The sequence below is a fragment of the Mesorhizobium sp. M7A.F.Ca.US.008.03.1.1 genome, from assembly GCF_003997495.1.
Classification (GTDB): Bacteria; Pseudomonadota; Alphaproteobacteria; order Rhizobiales; family Rhizobiaceae; genus Mesorhizobium.
Genome location: NZ_RZRU01000031.1, coordinates 43176 through 58797, shown reverse-complemented (window position 1 = coordinate 58797; position 15622 = coordinate 43176). Strand labels below are relative to the sequence as shown.

General features: G+C 64.5%; 14 protein-coding genes and 1 pseudogene. 8 read left to right on the top strand and 7 right to left on the bottom strand.

What is annotated here, in order from left to right:
* A pseudogene (locus tag EOA16_RS33400) lies at nucleotides 1–191 on the top strand (ISAs1 family transposase); the annotation flags it as partial.
* A 247-nt stretch (nucleotides 192–438) separates the two neighbouring features.
* Here the strand turns inward: EOA16_RS33400 and EOA16_RS29515 are convergent.
* Nucleotides 439–1542 (bottom strand): saccharopine dehydrogenase family protein, encoded by a 1104-nt coding sequence (locus EOA16_RS29515; RefSeq protein ID WP_127261298.1) that lies wholly within the window; start codon nucleotides 1540–1542, stop codon nucleotides 439–441.
* Nucleotides 1543–1656: 114 nt separating this feature from the next.
* Here EOA16_RS29515 and EOA16_RS29510 point away from each other — a divergent pair, with 114 nt between their 5' ends.
* The gene (locus tag EOA16_RS29510; protein WP_127261297.1) at nucleotides 1657–2085 is read left to right on the top strand and encodes an Lrp/AsnC family transcriptional regulator; all 429 of its coding nucleotides are present in this window, start codon (nucleotides 1657–1659) and stop codon (nucleotides 2083–2085) included.
* A 17-nt stretch (nucleotides 2086–2102) separates the two neighbouring features.
* Here EOA16_RS29510 and EOA16_RS29505 read toward each other — a convergent pair whose 3' ends face one another.
* From EOA16_RS29505 to EOA16_RS29490, 4 genes are all read right to left on the bottom strand, one after another.
* Nucleotides 2103–3467, bottom strand: a complete 1365-nt coding sequence (locus EOA16_RS29505; RefSeq protein WP_127261296.1) for an ATP-binding protein — start codon at nucleotides 3465–3467, stop codon at nucleotides 2103–2105.
* The gene (locus tag EOA16_RS29500) at nucleotides 3464–4141 is read right to left on the bottom strand and encodes a winged helix-turn-helix domain-containing protein (protein ID WP_127261295.1); all 678 of its coding nucleotides are present in this window, start codon (nucleotides 4139–4141) and stop codon (nucleotides 3464–3466) included. The genes EOA16_RS29505 and EOA16_RS29500 overlap by 4 nt, the downstream gene beginning before the upstream one ends.
* 171 nt (nucleotides 4142–4312) lie before the next feature.
* Nucleotides 4313–5110, bottom strand: coding sequence for a hypothetical protein (locus EOA16_RS29495; RefSeq protein WP_127261294.1), 798 nt, complete (start codon nucleotides 5108–5110; stop codon nucleotides 4313–4315).
* Between the two features lie 267 nt (nucleotides 5111–5377).
* Entirely contained in the window at nucleotides 5378–5863 is a 486-nt protein-coding gene (locus tag EOA16_RS29490) for a hypothetical protein (protein ID WP_127261293.1), read from the bottom strand.
* Nucleotides 5864–6084: 221 nt separating this feature from the next.
* On the opposite strand from EOA16_RS29490, the gene EOA16_RS29485 reads away from it, so the two are divergent.
* Both EOA16_RS29485 and EOA16_RS29480 read left to right on the top strand, forming a co-directional pair.
* Nucleotides 6085–6450, top strand: coding sequence for a RidA family protein (locus EOA16_RS29485; RefSeq protein ID WP_027037525.1), 366 nt, complete (start codon nucleotides 6085–6087; stop codon nucleotides 6448–6450).
* A gap of 29 nt (nucleotides 6451–6479) precedes the next feature.
* Complete coding sequence (locus EOA16_RS29480; RefSeq protein ID WP_127261292.1) at nucleotides 6480–7712, top strand: amidohydrolase/deacetylase family metallohydrolase; 1233 nt, start codon at nucleotides 6480–6482, stop codon at nucleotides 7710–7712.
* 203 nt (nucleotides 7713–7915) lie between these two features.
* On the opposite strand, the gene EOA16_RS29475 is transcribed toward EOA16_RS29480, so the two are convergent.
* Nucleotides 7916–9703 (bottom strand): NAD(P)/FAD-dependent oxidoreductase, encoded by a 1788-nt coding sequence (locus tag EOA16_RS29475; RefSeq protein ID WP_127261291.1) that lies wholly within the window; start codon nucleotides 9701–9703, stop codon nucleotides 7916–7918.
* A gap of 149 nt (nucleotides 9704–9852) precedes the next feature.
* Nucleotides 9853–10797, bottom strand: a complete 945-nt coding sequence (locus tag EOA16_RS29470; RefSeq protein WP_127261290.1) for a MurR/RpiR family transcriptional regulator — start codon at nucleotides 10795–10797, stop codon at nucleotides 9853–9855.
* A 337-nt stretch (nucleotides 10798–11134) separates the two neighbouring features.
* On the opposite strand from EOA16_RS29470, the gene EOA16_RS29465 reads away from it, so the two are divergent.
* The 4 genes from EOA16_RS29465 to EOA16_RS29445 all read left to right on the top strand — a co-directional run bounded on the left by EOA16_RS29465 (nucleotide 11135) and on the right by EOA16_RS29445 (nucleotide 15543).
* Nucleotides 11135–11962 (top strand): ABC transporter ATP-binding protein, encoded by an 828-nt coding sequence (locus tag EOA16_RS29465; protein ID WP_023813386.1) that lies wholly within the window; start codon nucleotides 11135–11137, stop codon nucleotides 11960–11962.
* Nucleotides 11959–12819 (top strand): ABC transporter permease, encoded by an 861-nt coding sequence (locus EOA16_RS29460; RefSeq protein WP_127261289.1) that lies wholly within the window; start codon nucleotides 11959–11961, stop codon nucleotides 12817–12819. The genes EOA16_RS29465 and EOA16_RS29460 overlap by 4 nt, the downstream gene beginning before the upstream one ends.
* Nucleotides 12820–12942: 123 nt before the next feature.
* Complete coding sequence (locus EOA16_RS29455; RefSeq protein WP_127261288.1) at nucleotides 12943–14106, top strand: ABC transporter substrate-binding protein; 1164 nt, start codon at nucleotides 12943–12945, stop codon at nucleotides 14104–14106.
* 345 nt (nucleotides 14107–14451) lie between these two features.
* Nucleotides 14452–15543 carry a Gfo/Idh/MocA family oxidoreductase gene (locus EOA16_RS29445; RefSeq protein WP_127261287.1) on the top strand — a complete coding sequence of 364 codons (1092 nt, stop codon included), beginning with the start codon at nucleotides 14452–14454 and terminating at the stop codon, nucleotides 15541–15543.
* Nucleotides 15544–15622 lie beyond the last annotated feature (79 nt).

The window sequence follows — 15622 nt, the reverse complement described above, 5'->3', positions numbered from 1 at the left end:
TTGATGTCGTCTTCCATGAAGATGACGCCCGCACCCGAAAGGACAACGCCCCACAAAACCTGGCTATCATCCGAAGGCTTGCGCAAAACATCTTGGCTGCCCATCCGCTCGACAAACCAATCGCAAGTAAAATGCGAAGGGCAAACTGGAGCAAAGACTTCTTCCATGATCTCTTTACTCATATGCGATAGCCCTGCTCCGGAGGGGGGAGAGGTGGCGCTGCGAAGCAGCGACGGAGTGGGGGAAGCCGACCGTCGAAGGCACAGCCGCCGACAGGTGAGCACGATCGGACCGGGTCTAAATCTCGTACAGGCGCGCAACCAAGCGCTGGCATCGCCCCGGCTTGAAATAACAACTTCCGAGCCGGTCGACCCCCACTCCGTCGAGCTTCGCTCGACACCTCTCCTCCGATCGACGGGGGAGAGGAAAGGGCGCTCCTCAGCTCGCCAGCCGGCTCACCATTTCGTGCTGGGCGTAGGCGCGCCCGAAGCGGTTGGCGAGGAAGGTGTCGAGCGCGATGTCTTCCTGCTTGATGAAGCCCGTCGCCGGCAGGCTGCCGTCGGCCAGCATGTCGAGCACGGCGCAGATGCCGGAGGCGGTGGTGATCTGGATGGCGCTGCGCACCTGGTCGCCGACGCGCTTCGAGTAGATCTTGTTGGCGTAGGTCTCCTGCAGCAGGCGGCCGTTCTTGCGGCCGGAGACGGTGACGAAGACGATGACCACGTCCTGCAACGTCGCTGGCAGGGCGCTTTCGAAAATGTCCTTCAGCACGTCGCGGCGGTGGCGCAGGCCAAGGTCGTTGAGCAGCGCCTTCATGATCGCGGCGTGACCGGGGTAGCGGATGGTGCGGTAGTTGAGCGTGCGCACCTTGCCCTTCAGCGTCTCGGCCAGCGTGCCGAGGCCACCCGAGGTGTTGAACGCCTCGTAGGTGACGCCGTCGAGCGAGAACTCCTCGCGCTCCTCCAGCGGCGGCACCTCGACCAGTTCGCCTTCGACGATCGCCTCGCAGGGCTCGCAATATTCGTTGATGACGCCGTCGGTGCTCCAGGTGAGATTGTAGTTCAGCGCGTTGGATGGGTATTGCGGCAAAGCGCCGACGCGCATGCGCACGCTCTCCAGCGAATCGAAACGGCTGGCGAGATCGTTGGCGACGATCGAGATGAAGCCCGGCGCCAGGCCGCATTGCGGAATGAAGGCGTTTCTGCCCGAGCGCGCCAGTTCCTTGACCCGGCGGGTGGAGACAACGTCCTCGGTCAGGTCGAGATAGTGCACGCCTGCACTGGCCGCGGCCTCGGCGATGCGCGTGGTCAGATGGAAGGGAGCGGCGCTGAGCACCGCGAACTTGCCGGCGAGTGCGGCTTCCAGGGTCCCGGGGGCTTCGATGTCGAGCTCCAGCGCCGCAACCGTGGCCGGCACTTCGGCGGCAGCGAGCTGTGCTGCCGAGCGGTCGACGAGCGTGACCTGATAGTCCCCAGTGGCGGCGAGCATCTCGGCAATGGTCGAGCCGATCTTGCCGGCGCCGACAACAACAATTTTCTTCATGACCGATCCCTCACTGATTGTGATCCCAGATTCGCAGCTTGCCCGTCGAAAGGAAGCGTGGAATTGTTCGAAACGAAACTCCGATTGTGCAATCTGCCGACAGGAATCGTCGAAATGCTCAGTGACGCCGAACAAGCCCTGCTTTCCCTGCTGCGCGAGAATGCGCGCGCCTCGACCGCCGAGCTCGCGCGGCGGCTTGGCGTGTCACGCACAACCGTGCAGAGCCGCATCGAGCGGCTGGAACAGCGCGGCATCATATCAGGCTATGGTGTGCGGCTGGCGCCGGACTACGAGCAGGGGCTGGTGCGGGCGCATGTGCTGCTCACCGTGACGCCCAAGCTCGCCGACAAGGTGGTGCGCGGCCTGCGCGCTTTGGCGCCGGTCAGGACGCTGCATTCGGTCAGCGGCAATTTCGACATGATCGTCATCATCGACGCGCCGTCGATCCGCGACCTCGACATGCTGCTCGACCAGATCGGCGCCATGGATGGGGTCGAGCGGACCCTGTCGTCGATCATCCTGTCGACGCGGATCGATAGGTGAAGCGGCTGATCTCCCCCTCAAGCGGGGAGAAAACTCACCGCCACCGCAAGCCCAGGCTGCTCATCGCCTAGCGTAATCGATGCACCGTGCAGATCGGCGATGGCCCGGACAAGGCTGAGCCCGAGGCCGCTGCCTGATGTCGACCGGCTATGGTCCAGCCGGTAGAGCCGCTGGAACACTTTCTCGCGCTCGTCGGCCCGAATGCCGGGTCCGTTGTCGGCGACGCTGGCGACGACGCGTTCGTCCTGGCGCCTCACCGACAGCTTTATCGTCGTACCCGATGGACAATGGCGCAGCGCGTTCTCGACCAGATTGGCGAACATCTGCGTCAGCAGCTCGCGATCGCCATGGATCAGCTCCGTCGTTTCCTGCGGCTGCGCCAACGACAGCGACTTTCCGTCGTCCTCGGCAACATCGGCATAGATCTCGGCGATGGTTTGCAGCACCTCGCCCAGATCGACGTCGGTGAACCGCGCCCGGCGGGCGCCGGCCTCGATCTGCGCGATGCGCAGCAGCGCATCGAAGGTCTCGTTGATCTGCAGGCTCTCGGCATGCGCATCCGCCAGTTCAGCGGCGATTTTCCGGCCCGACAGGTTCTTTTCAGACGCGGTGTCGAGGATCATCTGCAACCGGTTGAGCGGCGTCTTCAGATCGTGGGCGATGTTGGCGCTGACCTGTTTCATGCCTTCGACCAGCGCCGACAGGCGGTCGAGCGCGGCATTGACCTGGCTGGAGACGATGTCGATGTCGTCGCCCTTGCCGGTCAGGGGAATGCGGGTGTCCAGCCGTCCATGCGAGACATCCACCATGGTGGCGGCGATGCCGTCTAGGCGGCGCTGGACGCGGGAGGCAAGCAGGGCGCCGCCGGCGACCGCCAGCCCGGTGATGATCAGGGTTCCCCAGCCAAAGCTCATCAGCACGATCCTCTCCAGCTCCTCCGTCTCGGAAAGGCTGAAGGCGACGGTCAGGGTGTTGCTGCCGACGGGGCCGGAATAGGCGCGGTACTCGGCGCCGGGCGGCACGCCGGGCATTTCGGCATCGAACATCGAGAAGCCGTCGGGAAGCCCTGCCGCGGTGAAGTTGCCGGCCAGGCGATTGCCCGTCGCGTCGGTCAGCGAAAACAGCTGCTCCTTCTTGAGGCTGCGCAGGGAGTGGCTGCCGACGGTCTCAACCAGCTCCTTGAGATCGTTCTCGGCATAGGTCGCGGCGACGACCGCGTAGGTCTCCTTGATGGTGTCGTCGAGCCGCTCGGCAAGATCGGCGCTCATCATCTGGTAGACGATGGCGCCAGACAGGACGAAGGCCAGCACGAACAGGAAGGCGAAGGTCAGGGCCAGCCGGAACGGTGTGCTGCGCAGCAGACGGGACCATGTTCCGGTCATGACGGCGCGTGCAGGCTGTAGCCGGTGTTGCGGACCGTGTGGATGAGCTGGGTTTCGAAGGGCTTGTCGACCTTGGCCCGCAACCGGCTGATATGGGTCTCGACGACGCTGGTCCTGGGGTCGAAATGAAAATCCCAGACGCGCTCCAGAAGCATGGTGCGGGTGATGACGCGACCTTCGCCGCGCATCAGCACTTCCAGCAGGCTGAATTCCCGCGGCTGCAGGTCGATCGGCTGGCCCTGCCTCGTGACCCGCCGCATGATCAGGTCCATTTCGAGGTCGGCGACCCGCAGCACGGTTTTCTGCTCCTGCGCCGCCGGCCGCCGGCCAAGCGCGTTGATGCGTGCGAGAAGTTCGGAAAAGGCGAAGGGCTTGACCAGATAGTCGTCGCCGCCGGCCTCCAGCCCCTCGACGCGGTCGTCGATTCCGCCGACGGAGGTGAGGAAGATCGCCGGCGTCCGCACGCCCGCGGCGCGCACCGCCTTGACCATCGACAGGCCGTCGAGACCGGGGATCATCCGATCGGCGATGATCACGTCGTAATTGCCCCGGGTCGCCGCGAACAGCGCGTCATGTCCGTCGCGCAGGAGGTCGCAGACATGGCCGGCCTCGGTCAGTCCCCTGACGATATAGTCGGCCGTCCTGTGGTCGTCCTCGACGAGAAGCAGTCGCATGAAAGGTCCGGTCCGTTGCCGAGATGGAGAGGCTATCACCGGCACGGGCTTGTTCCTAGGATGTCACGAAGGCGCAGGCATTCGGAGCAGCTTTCACCAACTTCGTCATCGTAGGGTCGGCGCTGCGTCGCTACCCTCCTTGCTCCGCGCGCGGATGACGAAGCCAAGGCTTCAGTCCAGGTCCAGCAACAGTTCATCAGCCTCGTCGGTTGTCCCCTTCAGGGTCATGTGCAGGACGAGGGCAACGATGCAGCCAAGGAAGAGCAGGCTGGTGAAAATGGTGCCGAAGCCCAAGCCGCCATGCCTGGCCGAACGCGACAGCAGGTCGCCGAACGAGGCGCCGAGCGGCCGGGTCAGGATGTAGGCGAGCCAGAAGGCCAGGATGCCGTCGAGATGGAGCAGCCAATAGGCGAGCAAGATGAGCGCGATGGCGCCGCCGAACAGCAGTGTGGTGCCGAGATAGCCCATGTCGAAGCTTTCGGCGACGAGGTCGCCGGCGGCGGTGCCGAGCGCGAAGATCAAGAGGATCGCCAGCCAGTAGAAGATCTCGCGCCTGGTGGTGAAGATGGTGTGGATCGACAGCGTCCTTTCGCTGGCGTACCAGACCGCGAACGTCGCGGCGAGCGCAACCGAGAAGGCGATGGTCGTCGTCTGCAGGTGCACGCCGAAATTGTCGACCAGGTTGTCGGTGATCAGCGTGCCGACGATGCTGATCAGCACCACCGCCGGCCAATACGCCCATGGCACATAGCGTTTCCGCGCAAACTGCAGGACGAGGGCCGCGATCAGGATGCCGGTCATGATCAGCGAGGTGACGGTCAGCCCAAGACCGATCGTGCCGGCTAGATAGTCCGCCGCGGTCTCGCCCGTGGTGACCGCCATCAGCTTGATCAGCCAGAAGTCGAGGGTGACGTCGGGAACCCTGTTGTAGCTCGGTGCGGCGGGTTGTTGCCTGTTGGGTGCGAGCATGGCTGAAGTCCAGAGGTCGACGTTTGCGGCGGGGCGGCGGCGATCCGCCCCGTGCACCGTAAGCAAACGAGTTCACACCGGCCTGTCCGGCGGCATACAAATTCGTAAGAATGGGGCGCAAAAAGCATTGCGAATGCCTGGCGATGCGTTTGATGGAATGCGGCGCCTTGCATCCGCCATCGCTGCTCAACGGCTCGCCGATGGCGGCCGCGGTGCCGGGCCTCACGTTTGGCCCGACCTATCTTTGCGCTTTGGCGATCAGCGGCTCTAGCTGCCGAGCGGATGCGGCATGTAGCCGACGAAGCCTGCTATCTTCCAGCTGCCGCCGAGCTTGCTGCAGAAATACAGCGTCTGCCATTTCAGGCGGTCGACGCTGCCGTCCGCCTTGGCGACCGAGCCATCGAATTTCTTGTGCAGCACGGCGCGGTCGCCGTCGACATCGATGTCGCGCATGTTGGTGACGCGAAACAGCGCCTCGCGCAGCGGCTCGGCGAATTTGGTCGCCGCCGTCTCCTTGGCCTGGCGCAGCCATTCGTCGCGATAGACTTCGAGCCTTGGAAACTGCAGCCGCCAGGCGTCGGCATTGCTGAGGAAATGCGCATGCATGCCGAAGAAGCTCTCGGCGACGAAATCATCCTCGACCATAGCCCAGTCCTGGCCGATGAAGGCGTCGATGTCGCGCCGCACCAGCATTTCCCAGAGCGCGTGGCGATCGGCATCGCCTGATGGAAACGGGTTCTTGTCGTAGGTCATTGCTGGGTGTCTCCGCTCTGGCAAATGGGTCTGTGCGTTGCGGCTTCCAAGCCGCCCGTCAGCGCGTACGATGCAAGCGCTCTTGTAATAAAGCAACGCGGATTTCGAAGAATGTTGCTTTCCAACAAGCCCCCTATGAGGATCGCCCCGATCGGCGTAAACGTCGATCGAAGCGGGCGCTGCCATGGCGCCCCGTCCTGTCATCAGAGGAGGCTTGTCCCTTGCCGAAACAGTGTTTTGGAACGTCGCATGTGCCGTTGTCGCCAGCCGTGCGGGCCGGCGATCTCGTCTATGTCTCGGGCCAGGTTCCCGTCGGCAGCGACGGCATCGTGGTCAAGGGCGGCATATCGGAACAGACCGAGCAGGTGCTCGCCAACATCAAGGCCGCGCTGGCGTTGGCCGGCTGCACAATGGACGATGTGGTGAAGACCACGGTCTGGCTGGAAGACGCACGCGATTTCGGCGCCTTCAACGCGGTCTATGCCCGGCACTTCCCCAAAGACCCGCCGGCCCGCACCACGGTCGAATCGCGGCTGATGATCGACATCAAGATCGAGGTCGAGGCGGTCGCCTACCGGCCTCTGTAGGCAAAGCAACGAAGCGGAGGTGACCCCCAATGCAATTCGACCTCCTGCTCAAGGGCGGACGGCTGATCGATCCGGCCGCTGGCCTCGACGCTCCGCGCGATGTCGCCATCGCCAATGGCCGCGTTGCCGCTGTCGATGCCGATATCCCGGTGGACAGCGCCGCGCAGATCGTCGATGCCGGCGGCTGCATCGTTGCGCCGGGCCTGGTCGACCTGCACAGCCACGTCTATTGGGGCGGCACGTCGCTTGGCGTCGATGCCGATCGGCTGGCCGCCAAGAGCGGCACCACCACCTTCATCGATGCGGGCAGTGCGGGAGCCGGCAATTTCCTCGGCTTCCGCCGCCACGTCATGGAGCGCTCGAAGGTGCGCATCCTGGCCTATGTCAACATTTCCTTTGCCGGCATTTTCGGCTTTTCGCAGACGGTGTCGGTCGGCGAGTGTAGCGACCTCAGGCTGTGCGAACCGCGCGAGGTGGTCGCAGCCGTGCGCGAGCACCGCGATGTCGTGGTCGGCGTCAAGGTTCGCTCGGGCAAGCATGCCGGCGGCACCAGCGGCATCGCCCCGGTGGATCTCGCGCTGGAGGCCGCCGACCAGGCCGGCCTGCCGCTGATGGCGCATATCGACGAGCCGCCGCCCGGCCGCTCGGAAGTGCTGCCGCGCCTGCGCAGGGGCGACATCCTCACCCACTGCTTCCGCCCGTTCCCCAATGCGCCGGTGTTCGCTTCCGGCGCGGTGCGGCCGGACATGCGGCTGGCGCGCGAGCGCGGCGTCATCTTCGACATCGGCCACGGCATGGGCTCGTTCGATTTCGCCGTCGCCCGCGCCATGCTCGGGGAGGGGCTGGCGCCGGACGTGATCTCGAGCGACGTGCATCTCTACTGCGTCGACGGACCGGCCTTCGACATCCTCGTCTGCATGTCGAAGCTCCTGGCGCTCGGCATGCCGCTGGTCGAGGTGCTGCGCGCCGCCACGCAAGCGCCGGCGCAGGCGATCGCGCGGCCTGATCTGGGCACGCTGGCGGTCGGCACCGTCGGCGACGTCGCCGTGCTCAGGCAGCGCCCGGGCCGCTTCACCTTCGTCGACGCGGTCGGCGCATCGCTGGTAGCCGACCAGCGGCTGGTGTCGGAAGGCATCGTTATCGGCGGCACATGGTGGCTGAACGAGGCGGCTGATCACAACGAGACCGAGCGTTTCGTGGCGCAGGCGTCGCATACGCATGTCGAGGTTGCGGCGCGGCACTTTGGGCACCGGCACGATTAGCTGATCTCGGCAGGGATGTGCCTGTCTGGCGGCGGCTGCGCGTTGGCGAGCGGCTTCCCCACTCCGTCACCGCTTCGCGGCGCCACCTCTCCCCCCCCGGAGGGAGAGGAAGGGCGTCAAGGTTGGCGAATGCGCGCCTTTTCCTCTCCCCCGTCGATCGGGGGAGAGGTGTCGAGCGAAGCTCGACGGAGTGGGGGTCGACCTTACCTGGCGTTGCTCACCGCCCCGTAAACCGGCGTCTCGATGCCCTCCATCCGCGCCTTGATCTGCAGGGCCACATATTTCGAATAGAAGCGCGATAGCGCCAGATTGCCGCCGTGGAACCAGAGCGCTTCCTGCGCGGTCGGCTTCCACATGTTGCGTAGCTCGCCTTGCCAAGGTCCGGGATCGCCCTTGACGCCGGAGCCGAGACCCCAGCACGGGCCGACCTTGTCGGCAACTTCACGCGAAACGATCGCCGCCACCGTCTCGTTCATCGACTGATAGCCGGTGCAGGCGATGATGGCGTCGGCGGCCAGCTCGGTTCCGTCCTCGAACAGGATGCCTTCAGGCGTCAGCGATTTGATGGCGACGCCGCTGCGGACGCCGATCTTGCGATCTATGATCAGGTCGGAGGCGCCGACATCGATGTAGTAGCCGGAGCCGGTGCGGTAGGCCTTCATCAGAAGGCCGGTCTCGTCATCGCCGAAATCGAGGGCGAAGCCGGCGGCGCGCAGGCGGTCGTAGAACGCGGCATCGCGCGCCTTGATCACCTCATAAAGCGCCCGCTGACCCTTGGGCACCAGCGCGAACGGCGTCGAGGCGACGATCATGTCGGCCTTCTCGGTGGTGATGCCGCGTGCCAGTGCGTCTTCCGAGAAGATCTCGAAGCCGACTTCCATCAGCGTGTCCGACTTGACCACTGTCGTCGGGGAACGCTGGATCATGGTGACCTCGGCGCCGCTTTCCCAGAGGTCGACGCAGACATCGTGGCCGGAGCTTGCCGCGCCGATGACGGCGACTTTCCTGCCGCGGAATTTTTCGCCGCTGGCATACTGGCTGGAGTGCAGCAACTCGCCCTTGAACCGGTCGGCGCCCGGAAGATCGATCCGCCGTGGCGGGCCATAGGCGCCGGTGGCGAAGACGATGTGCTTCGGCTTCAGCGTGATCTGGCGACCGACGCGGTCGACCACCACGGTCCAGACTTTTTCGGCCTCGTCATAGCTGGCGCTGAGGCATTTGGTGGCGACCCAGTAATTGAGCTCCATGACGCGCGTGTACATTTCCAGCCAGTCGCCCATCTTGTCCTTGGGCGTGAACACCGGCCAGTTCTCGGGGAAGGGAATGTAGGGCAGATGGTCGTACCAGACCGGGTCGTGCAGCACGAGCGTGCGGTAGCGGTTGCGCCAGGAGTCGCCCGGCCGCGCGTTCTTCTCGATGACGATGGTGGGCACGCCGAGCTGGCGCAGCCGCGCCCCCAGCATGATGCCGCCCTGGCCGCCGCCGATGACCAGGCAATAGGGCTGTTCATCAGTGCCAAGCTCGCGCGTCTCGCGCGCCCGCGCCTCCGACCAGGTCTCGCGCCTGGGATCGGCCTTGTGGCGCACGCCGAGCGGCCGCTTCGCCCCCTTGCGCTCCTCGAAGCCCTTGAGGTCGGTCATCGCCGTGAACAATGTCCGGCAGCGGCCGTCGCGCAGCCGCATGATGCCCTCTCCTGACGCCACCGCGGTTTCGAAGCTGAACCAGGCCTCGATGGTGCCCTCGTCCGAGATCGCTTCGCCGGTCAGATGCCACGCGCTCGGCTTCCTCGTTGCCAGCGTCGCCGCCAGCATGTCGGCGATCGCCGCGCGGCCTTCCATGGTGGTGACGTTCCAGGTGAAGGTCAGCAGATCGCGCCAGTAGCAATCGTCGACGAACAGGTTGGACGCGGCGGCCACGTCGCCGGCTGCGAGTGCATGCGCCAGGGATTCGAGCCATGCGGCTGCCTGTTTCGTTGGTGCTATCTCGAGCATGTCTTTCCCTCTTCCTGCGTGCGTCTGATCTGTGTTGGAATGATAACTGTCGAACCCGCCCCTCATCCGCCTGCCCGTCCTCCGCAGCAGCTGCGCTGCAGCTGCGGAGGGTGGACCGGCTCCTTCTCCCGTGAGCGGGGAGAAGGGAGCTAATCCCCGAGCGGCTCCATCTCCTTGCCGGTGCGGTGGATCTGGGCGTTGTATTTGATGCGGCGCACGGTCTCGCGGGCCGAGCCGTCGAGCTTGTAGGCCGAGGCCACCGCCAGAAGGTCGATTACCGCGAGGAAGGCAAAGCGCGACGCCGTCGGCTTCAGCGTGTCGGGGTATTCGGGCACCGCCACCGTCAGCCTGACGTCGCAGGCGCGGGCGAGCTCGGTGTCGGGCGCGGTCACGGCGATGGCATTGGCGCGGTAATGCTTGGCGAGCTCGACGGCCTCGATCACCTCGCGGGTGCGTCCCGTCGCCGAAATGGCGATCACCAGATCGCCGGGCTTGAGCGTCGAGGCGGTCATGCGCATCAGATAGGGGTCGCATTGGGCGCTGACGGTGATGCCGTAGCGGAACAGCCGGTATTGGGTTTCCTGCGCCAGCGCCGAGGAGCTGCCGCCGAGGCCGAAGACCGTGACCTGGCGCGCCTTGGCGATCAGCTCGGCGGCTTTCTGCAGCTGCGCCGGGTCGAGCTGCCGCTCGGCCTCCTGCAGCGCCCGGCGCGCCTCGCCGAACACAGCGTTCCAGAACGGCATGCCATTGTCATTGCTGACGGAAGGCGACTTGGCCAGATAGAGCGCACCGACGACGAGGCTCTGCGCCAGCTTGAGCTTGAAGTCGCGCACGCCCTCGCAGCCTATGGCGCGGCAGAACCGGGTCACCGTCGGTTCGCTGACGCCGGCGCGCTGGGCAAGGGCGGCGTTGGAAGCGTCCACGGCGTATTTGACGTCGTCGAGCACGACATCGGCGACACGGCGTTCGGCCGGACGCAATTCGCTGTAGGAATCCTTGACCAGCGAGATGATGTCGGGGATGCGTCGGACAGGGTCGCGCCCCTCGGTATCGGGGCCTGGAACAGGCTCGTCCTGGCTGCCAGCTTCGGTCATGGGGTCCTGGTCTTTCCCTGGGTTGCGAGGCTGTCGTCTTAGCATGTTTGCACGTCCTGGCTCCACGTGCCCGGCCGCATCGCAACCGCAGCGTGTCGTTGGGGAAAGCTCACCTTCCTCCGTTCCTCTCCGGCCCGTGTCAGTCCAGAAGTATGTAGGAAAGCAACATGCATTTCAAGGTCGCAAAAACAACATCAAAACAAGCAGATAGGTATATCACTCGATTTTCGTGATACAGTTATCATCGTCGGTGCTTGACAGGAAAGTAGGATAGTTACAGACTGATTTTCGCTGGGGATGAGCCAATGGATCATCGCACAATCTTCCCGGGGGGCAGATGAACACGGGCGATGCAAAAAAGCCGAAGCTTGGCGTGCAGGCAGCGACCAAGATCTATCACACGGCCTCCGGCGACCTGCTGGCGCTGGACCGCTGCAGCCTCGATGTCAGCGCCAATGAAATCGTCTCGATCGTCGGCCCTTCCGGCTGCGGCAAGACCACGCTCTTGTGGTCGATGTCGGGCCTGCACAGCCTGACCAGCGGCGAGATCCGGCTCGACGGCAAGGCCATCACCGGTCCGCATCCCGATATCGGCATCGTCTTCCAGGAAGCGAATCTCCTGCCGTGGCGCAATCTCGACGCCAACATCCGCTTTCCTTTCGAGATCAAGGGCGAGAAACCGGACCGGGCGTGGATCGCGCATCTGCTCAACCGGGTCGGGCTCGACGGCTTCGGCGGCAAGTTTCCGCGCGAGCTGTCGGGCGGCATGCAGCAGCGCGCGGCGATCGTGCGGGCGCTGGCGTTGAAGCCCTCGGTGCTGCTGATGGACGAGCCGTTCGGCGCGCTCGACAGTTTCACCCGCGAGGAGATGAACCGGCTGGTCGAGGAGATCTGGCTCGACACCAAGACAACCATCGTCTTCATCACGCACAGCATCGAGGAGGCGATCTTCCTCTCCGACCGGGTGGTGGTGCTGAGCGCCCGGCCGGGCCGTGTCGCCAAGGAGTATCGCGTGCCGTTTCCCCGGCCGCGCTCGCTGGAGATCATGGCGACGAAAGAGGTCTTCGACCTCACCAACCGGATCAAGATGGACATTGTCGGCGAACGCACGCGGCCAAAAGCCCCGGAGCGCCCGAGCGCCGAGATCGTGAGGATCAGGCCGTGAGCGGAGGCGACGCCATTCCCGAATTCTCGAAGTCCAAGTCGGGTGCCAAGTCGGGTGACGGCCACGAGGTCAGCCTGACCAATCTGTCGGCCTTCGCCAGCGGCCCCGGCATCAAATCGGGCAAGGAGGTGGCGGCCATTCTTGCCGTGGCGGTGATCATCATCGGCAGCATCGAACTGGCGCTGCGGCTGTTTCATGTGCCGCTTTACATCATGCCGCCGCCGAGCTCGATCGCCTATGCGCTGTTCGACGAGTTTCCGCTGATCGCGCCGCATCTCGGCTACACGCTGGTCGAGCTGGTGTCCGGCTTCACCATCGGCGCCATCGTCGGCCTGGTGTTGGCCGCCGTCATCACCCAGTTCCCGTTCGCCGAGAAGATCGTCGCGCCCTATATCCTGCTTTTGGTCACCACGCCGATGCTGGCGCTGGTGCCGCTTTTGATCCTGCGCTTCGGCTTCGGCTACACGCCGCGCATCATCGCGGTGGCGCTGGCTGCCGGGCCGATGGTGATGATCAACGCCGCCACCGGTTTCCGCCGCGTCGACAGCGCCAAGATCGCGCTGGCGCGCTCCTATGGCGCCAGCACCTTGCAGATCTTCTGGAAGATCCGCGCGCCGATGGCGCTACCGATGATCCTGGTCGGGCTGATGATCGGCGCCATCTTCGGCCTGTTGACCGCGGTCGGCGCCGAGATGGTCGGCGGTGGTTTCGGCCTCGGCAACCGGCTGACCACCTATTCGTCCATGATCCAGATGCCGCAGTTCTTCGCTGTGGTGCTGATCCTGTCGACGCTCGGCATCCTGATCTACGTGCTGTTCTTCCTGATCGGCAAGAAATGGGCGAGCTGGGAGGCTTGAGAGCATGTCGCCCAAAAGTGTGCAGCGGTTTTGGGATAACGGCATGCACAAAATAACAAGGGTAAGACGGCGCCCGGGAGGCGGGCGGCAAGAGACTGACATCAAACAAAAAAGGGGAATGCCATGACCAAAGAGAACTCGATCAACCCGGCGGGGATCAGCCGCCGCTATTTCCTGCAGGTCACCGGCGCCGGGCTGGTGACGGCCACGGCGCTCGGTGCCACCGGCCTCAAGGCCAGCGCCGAGGCTTACGGAAAGTTCACCTGGATTTCGCCGCGCGGCACGCTCGAAGTGCTCGACGACTATCCCTACTGGGCGGCCAAGAAGGCCGGCTATTTCGATGGGCTGGACACCGACATGCAGCCGGGACCGTCGGACGGCACCGCGACGGTGAAGTTCGTCGATGTCGGCCAGGCCGATATGGGCTTCCCCTCGCCCGGCGTGTTCTCCTTCGCCATCCAGAACGGCATGAAGCTGAAGTCTGTGTTCCACATGGGCGCCCGCGACACGTTCAGCATCGCCTTCCGCAAGGGCGAGGGATCGAACGATCTGAAGAAGCTGGAAGGCAAGACCATCCTGCTCGGCTCGGCTGCCTGGCAGTCGATTACCGACCCGCTGCTGGCCGCGCAAGGCGTCGACATCAAGAAGGTGAAGTATGTCGAGGCCGGCTGGCCGACCTGGGGCACGGCGCTCGCCGGCGGCCAGGGCGACGCTGCCCTGTCGTGGGAAGGCCTGCGCGCCGAATGGATCGCCAAGGGGCTCGACTTCGAATACTGGCTCGGCGTGCAGAACTCGAAGCTGCCGGCCAACACTTTCGTCGTGCGTGCAGCCGATCTCGAGGATGCCGACCGCAAGGCGTTCCTGGAAAAGTATCTGCGCGGCTGGGCGATGGGCCTCGAATTCGGCTACCAAAATCCCCGCGCGGCCGTCGAAGCGGTGTTCGAGCAGTTCCCGACGCTGGCCAAGAATCTGGGACCCGAGCTCGGCACCACATCGATCCTGCAGCAGATCAACGTTTTCCGCGGCGACATGGACAAGCGCGGCGGCTGGGGCTCGCACGACATGGCGAGCTGGCAGGGCTTCTTCGACGAGATCCACAAGATCGGCCAGATCACCGCTCCGGTGAAGGCCGAGGATGTCTGCACCAACGAGCTGATCGGCCCGGCCAATGATTTCGACAAGGCCAAGGTCAAGGCCGATGCCGACGGCGTCAAACTGTCGGAAGGCTTTGCCGCGCTCGATGTCGAGAAGATCAAGGCGCATCTGTTCGATTCGGCGATCAAGTAGGGCTGAGCAAACGAGGTCATGTCGCATTGCCCTGCCTTGGCTCCTTTCCTCTCCCTCCGGAGGCGGGAGAGGTGGCGCCGCGAAGCGGCGACGGAGTGGGGGAAGGCGTTAGCCAAACACGCAGTCGCCGCAAGACAGGCACAATCTGACGAGCAAAAAACCTCAGGCGGCGGCGACGGTCGACCCCCACTCCGTCGAGCTTCGCTCGACACCTCTCCCCCGTTCGACGGGGGAGAGGAAAGGGCCGGGCAACGAGCGACGGCGCTGACCTGAGATGGTTGTCCCGGATAGACATACGAGTGGCGACCGGTCGCGAACAATTCAATCAAGAACTGGGAGATGGCGGTGTCCGACAAGGTAAAAGTTCTGGTCGTGGGTCTCGGCAATATGGGTGCTTCGCATGCGAGCGCCTATCACCGGCTCGACGGTTTCGAGATCGTCGGCATCATGAGCCGCTCGATCAAGAGCAACACGAAAATCCCGGCTGAATTAGCCGGCTACCCACTCTACGAGGATTTCGACCAGGCGCTGCAGGAAACAAAACCGGACGCCGTCTCGATCAACAGCTGGCCGAATACCCACGCTGAATACGCGCTGAAGGCAATCGCCGCCAACTGCCATGTGTTCATGGAAAAGCCGCTGGCCACCAACAATGAGGACGCCGAGCAGGTGGTCGCGGCGGCGCGGGCCAGGAACCGCAAGCTGGTGCTCGGTTATATCCTGCGCGTCCACCCGTCATGGATCAAATTCATCGAAGTCGGCAAGACGCTCGGCAAGCCGCTGGTGATGCGGCTCAACCTCAACCAGCAGAGCAGCGGCAGCGCCTGGCACTGGCACAAGAACCTGATCGATTCGCTGATCCCGATCGTCGATTGCGGCGTCCATTATGTCGACGTCATGTGCCAGCTCACCGGCGCCAAGCCGGTGCGGGTGCACGGCATCGGCGCCAAGCTCTGGGCGGAAGCCGACAAGCAGAATTACGGCCACCTGCACGTCACCTTCGATGACGGCTCGGTCGGCTGGTACGAGGCGGGCTGGGGGCCGATGATGAGCGAGACGGCCTATTTCGTGAAGGACGTCGTCGGCCCCAAGGGCGCGGTGTCGATCGTCGCCGGCCAGCAGGCGAGCAGCGCTGCCGAGCCGGCAGAGGTTTCGAGCTCCGCCGACATCGACCGCCACACCAAGACCGATGCTCTGAAAATCCATTATGCCGCTGTCGACAGCGACAAGAATTTCTCCAAACCCGACGAGATCGTCAGCATGGAGGACGAGCCCGGCCACCAGGAACTCTGCGACCGCGAGCAAGCCTTCTTCCTGCGCGCCATCCGCGAGGATCTCGACCTCACCGAGCAGATGGATGCGGCGGTCAACAGCCTGCGCATCGTGCTGGCCGCCGAACAGAGCATCGCGCTGGGCCGGACCATCGACCTGGCCTGAGGCAATCCAGCTGGCCCCCTCATCCGGCCGCTTCGCGGCCACCTTCTCCCCGGTGGGGAGAAGAGACTGGCGCCGGCAT

Coding starts and splice junctions, on each gene's coding strand:
- EOA16_RS29475 (WP_127261291.1), bottom strand. CDS start 9,703: ATGCTCGAGATAGCACCAACGAAACAGGCAGCCGCATGGCTCGAATCC.
- EOA16_RS29455 (WP_127261288.1), top strand. CDS start 12,943: ATGACCAAAGAGAACTCGATCAACCCGGCGGGGATCAGCCGCCGCTAT.
- EOA16_RS29515 (WP_127261298.1), bottom strand. CDS start 1,542: ATGAAGAAAATTGTTGTTGTCGGCGCCGGCAAGATCGGCTCGACCATT.
- EOA16_RS29500 (WP_127261295.1), bottom strand. CDS start 4,141: ATGCGACTGCTTCTCGTCGAGGACGACCACAGGACGGCCGACTATATC.
- EOA16_RS29480 (WP_127261292.1), top strand. CDS start 6,480: ATGCAATTCGACCTCCTGCTCAAGGGCGGACGGCTGATCGATCCGGCC.
- EOA16_RS29465 (WP_023813386.1), top strand. CDS start 11,135: ATGAACACGGGCGATGCAAAAAAGCCGAAGCTTGGCGTGCAGGCAGCG.
- EOA16_RS29505 (WP_127261296.1), bottom strand. CDS start 3,467: ATGACCGGAACATGGTCCCGTCTGCTGCGCAGCACACCGTTCCGGCTG.
- EOA16_RS29495 (WP_127261294.1), bottom strand. CDS start 5,110: ATGCTCGCACCCAACAGGCAACAACCCGCCGCACCGAGCTACAACAGG.
- EOA16_RS29510 (WP_127261297.1), top strand. CDS start 1,657: ATGCTCAGTGACGCCGAACAAGCCCTGCTTTCCCTGCTGCGCGAGAAT.
- EOA16_RS29490 (WP_127261293.1), bottom strand. CDS start 5,863: ATGACCTACGACAAGAACCCGTTTCCATCAGGCGATGCCGATCGCCAC.
- EOA16_RS29470 (WP_127261290.1), bottom strand. CDS start 10,797: ATGACCGAAGCTGGCAGCCAGGACGAGCCTGTTCCAGGCCCCGATACC.